This window comes from Kitasatospora sp. NPDC049258, from assembly GCF_040678895.1.
GTDB lineage: Bacteria > Actinomycetota > Actinomycetes > Streptomycetales > Streptomycetaceae > Kitasatospora.
In genome coordinates, this window is sequence record NZ_JBFAQT010000092.1 from 1 (window position 1) to 4,196 (window position 4,196).

A 4,196-nucleotide genomic window follows, 5' to 3' on the forward strand; every position below is an offset into this window, starting at 1 on the left:
CCCGTTGGAGGCGCCGTCCTGGTTGACCGCCGAACCGCGCAGCACCGCCAGCACCTCGTGCCCCAGCCGCCGGGCGTCCGACAGCCGCTCCACCAACAGCAGGCCCACCCCCTCCGCCCACCCGGTGCCGTCCGCCGCCGCCGCGAACGCCTTGCAGCGCCCGTCGGGGGACATCGCCCGCTGGCGGGAGAACTCCACGAAGGTGGTCGGCGTGGTCATCAGCAGCACACCGCCGGCCACCGCCAGGTCGCTCTCGCCGGAGCGCAGCGACTGGGCCGCCAGGTGCAGCGCCACCAGCGAGGACGAGCAGGCCGTGTCCACCGTCACCGCCGGGCCCTCGAACCCGAAGGTGTACGAGATCCGCCCGGAAGCCACACTCCCGGCGTTGCCGATGCCGAGGTAGGCCTCCAGCTCCTGCGGGACCTGCTGGACGCCGGTGGCGTAGTCGCGGCCGGAGATGCCGGCGAAGACACCGGTGCGGCTGCCGCGCAGCGCGGTCGGGTCGACGCCGGCGCGCTCGAAGAGCTCCCAGGTGGTCTCCAGCAGCAGTCGCTGCTGCGGGTCGACCGCGGGCGCCTCCCGCGGGGATATCCCGAAGAACTCGGCGTCGAACTCGCCGATGCCGTCGAGGAATCCGCCGTGCCGGGCGTACGAGGTGCCGGGCCGGTCCGGGTCCGGGCTGTACAGCCCTTCCACGTCCCAGCCGCGGTCGGCCGGGAACGCGGTGAGCGCGTCCACGCCGTCGGTGACCAGCCGCCAGAGGTCCTCGGGCGAGGCCACCTTGCCCGGGTAGCGGCAGGCCATGCCGACGATCACGATCGGATCGTCGTCGCGGGCCGCGGCCGGCAGCACGGCGGCCTCCGGCGCGGTGTCGGCGCCCCACAGCTGCTCGGCCAGCCAGTCCGTCAGCGCGGCCGGGGTGGGGTGGTCGAAGACCACGGTGGCGGGCAGCCGGCGGCCGGTCGCGGCGCCGAGCCGGTTGCGGAACTCGACCGCGGTGAGCGAGTCGAAGCCCTGCTCGCGGAACGCCTGCGCCGGGTCGACGGCCTCGGCGGAGCGGTGCCGCTGGACGGCGGCGGCCTGGGCCCGGACCACGCCGAGCAGGCTGCGCCGACGCTCGGCGGCGGGCAGCGCGCCCAGCCGGGCGATCAGATCGGGTTCGGCGGCGGGCTCCGCCGCCTCGGTGTCCGGGGCCCGGCGGACCAGTTCGGCGGCCAGCGGGTGGCGGCGGCCGTGGAAGAGCACCGGCCAGTCGGCGTCGGCGACCACCAGGTGGCTCTCGCCGTGGTCGAGCGCCTGGCCGAGGAGCTCCACCGCGCCGGTGGGCGGCAGCGACACCAGGCCGTGCCGCAGCAACTGCTGCTCGGCGCCGTCGGCGGCGATGCCCTCGCCCGCCCAGTGGCCCCAGGCGATGGCGGTGGCGGGCAGTCCGGCGGCCCGGCGGCGGGCCGCGAGCGCGTCCAGATAGGCGTTGCCGGGCGCGTAGTTGGCCTGGCCGGGGATGCCGCACAGGCCGGCGACCGAGGAGAACAGCACGAACGCGGACAGGTCGAGCCCGGCCGTCAGCTCGTCCAGCAGCCGGGCGGCGCCCACCTTGGCGCGCAGGGCGAGCTCCAGCTGCTCCGGGGTCAGGGTGGGGATCAGGCCGTCGTGCAGGGCGGCGGCGGTGTGCACCACGGCGGTGAGCGGAAGCTCGGCGGGGATGCCGGCGAGGACGGCGGCCAGGGCGTCGCGGTCGGCCACGTCGGCGGCCGCGAAGCTGACCCGGGCCCCGAGCGCGGCGAGCTCCGCCTCCAGGACGGCGGCCCCGGGCGCGTCGGCACCCCGGCGGCTGACCAGCAGGAGGTGCTCGGCGCCGCGTCCGGCGAGCCAGCGGGCGACGTGCCCGCCGAGCGCCCCGGTGCCGCCGGTGATCAGGACGGTGCCGCGCGGCTGCCAGGGCTCGGCCGCCTCGCCGGGCGGGGCGGCCGGGACGAGGCGCCGGCCGAACGCCCCGGCGGGGCGCAGCGCCAGCTCGACCTCGCGGTCGGCGGCCGGGTCGGCGATCAGGGCGGCGGCCCGCCGCCAGAGGCGCTCGTCGGGGTCGGCGGGCAGGTCGAGCAGTCCGCCGTGCAGGCCCGGCTGCTCGACGGCGAGGATCGCGCCGAAGCCCCAGATCAGGGCCTGTGCGGGGTCGGTGACCGGGTCGGAGGGTCCGGTGGAGACCGCGCCGCGGGTGAGGTACCAGAGCGGGGCGGTCACCCCCGTGTCGTCCAGCGCCTGGGCCAGGGCGACACCGGTGGCGTACGAGCGGGGCACGGACGGCTGTCCGGGGAGCGGGCCGTCGTCGCCCTCGGTCGGGCCGAGCAGGGCGACCACGCCGCCGACCGGGCCGGCGGCCGTGAGGGCGGCGGCGAGCTCCGCGCGGTCGGGGCCGGCGGCCAGCACGGTGGTACGGGCGCCGAGCGCCGTGAGCGCGGCGGCCAGCGCCTCGGTCCACGGGTGCGCCCGGTGCTCCTCGGCCGTGACGATCAGCCAGCTGCCGTCGAGTGCCGGTGCGGCCGGGTCGGGGACGGGCCGCCAGGTGATCCGGTGGCGCCAGGAGTCCGCGGCGGTGGCCGCGAGCCGGCGGTCCCACCAGGTGGCGAGCGCGGGCAGGACGGGCGCGATCCGCTCGCAGGCCACGCCGATCTCCTCGCCGAGCCGGCCGGCGTCGCGTTGGGCGACCAGGCTCCAGAACCGGTCGTCCGGGGCGGCCTGCGGCCCGTCGAGGTGCTCGGGCGAGCGGCTGGCGTCCAGCCAGTAGCGCTGCCGCTGGAACGGGTAGGTGGGCAGGTCGGCGTGGTGCGGGGCGATCCCGGCGAAGGCCGGCGTCCAGTCCACCGCCACGCCCCGGACGTGGAGTTCGGCGACCGAGGTGAGCCAGCGGGTGCGGCCGCCCTCGTCGCGGCGCAGCGATCCGGTCACCACCGGGTCGGCGAGGCCGGAGGCGGCGAGGGTGTCCTCGATCGCACCGGTCAGCACCGGGTGCGGGCTGATCTCGACGAAGACGGTGTGGCCGCCTGCGGCCAGCCGCCGGGTGGCCTGCTCGAAGCGCACGGTGCGGCGCAGGTTCTGGAACCAGTACCCGGCGTCCAGGCCGGCGGTGTCCTGCCAGTCACCGGTGACGGTGGACAGCAGCGGCACCGAGCCGGTGCGCGGGCGGACCGGGGCGAGCAGGTCGAGCAGTTCGGCGCGCAGCGCGTCGGTCTGCACCGAGTGCGAGGCGTAGTCGATGTTCACCGGGCGGACCCGGGCGCCTTCGGCGGTGTAGGCGGCGGTGAGTTCGGCGAGCGCCTCCAGGTCGCCGGAGACCACGGTGGACTGCGGTCCGTTGACCACGCCGATGGAGAGCCGGCCGGGCCAGGCGGTGATCCGCGCCTCGACCTCGGCGAGCGGGCGGGGGACGGACACCATCCCGCCCTTGCCGGAGAGCGTGGCCAGTGCCTGGGCACGGCGGGCGACGATCCGGGCGGCGTCCTCCAGGGTGAGGGCGCCGGCCAGGTAGGCGGCGGCGACCTCGCCCTGGGAGTGGCCGACCACGGCGTCGGGCCGGACGCCGTACGCCTTCCACAGCTCGGCGAGCGCGACCATGACGGCCCACAGGGTGGGCTGCACCACGTCCACCCGGTCCGGGTCCGGGCCGCCTGCGGCGCCGCGCACCACGTCCAGCAGGGACCAGTCGGTGTGCGGGGCCAGCGCGGCCGCGCAGCGTTCCAGCGCGGCGGCGAACACCGGTTCGCCGTCGAGGAGTTCGGCGGCCATGCCGGGCCACTGGGAGCCCTGGCCGGGGAAGACGAAGACCACCTTGCCGGGGGTGCCGGCCCGGCCGCGGACCACGCCGGGGCCGTCGAGGTCGCGCAGCGCGGCGGGGCCGCCGACGGCGACGGCGCGCTCCTCCAGGGCGGCCCGGCCGTGGATCAGGGTGTGCGCGGCGGCCAGGGGGTCCGCGTCCGCCAGGGCGGCGGCGACCCGGGTGGCCTGCGCGGCGAGCGCCTGCGGGGTGCGGGCCGACACCACGAACGGCAGCACCGGCGGCACCAGGGCCGGCGTGGGCGCGGAGCCTGGCCGAGCCGCCGGGGTCTCGGGGGCGGCGGCCTCGGCGGGCGCCTGCTCGATGATCACGTGCGCGTTGGTGCCGGAGACCCCGAAGGCCGAGACCGCGGCCCGGCGCGGCC

Annotated in this window: 1 protein-coding gene; it reads right to left on the reverse strand. The window is 77.8% G+C overall.

Annotated elements, in window-relative coordinates; translation table 11 throughout:
* On the reverse strand, nt 1–4,196 hold a 4,196-nt coding region (locus AB0K43_RS31250; protein WP_363645776.1), incomplete at both ends, for an SDR family NAD(P)-dependent oxidoreductase.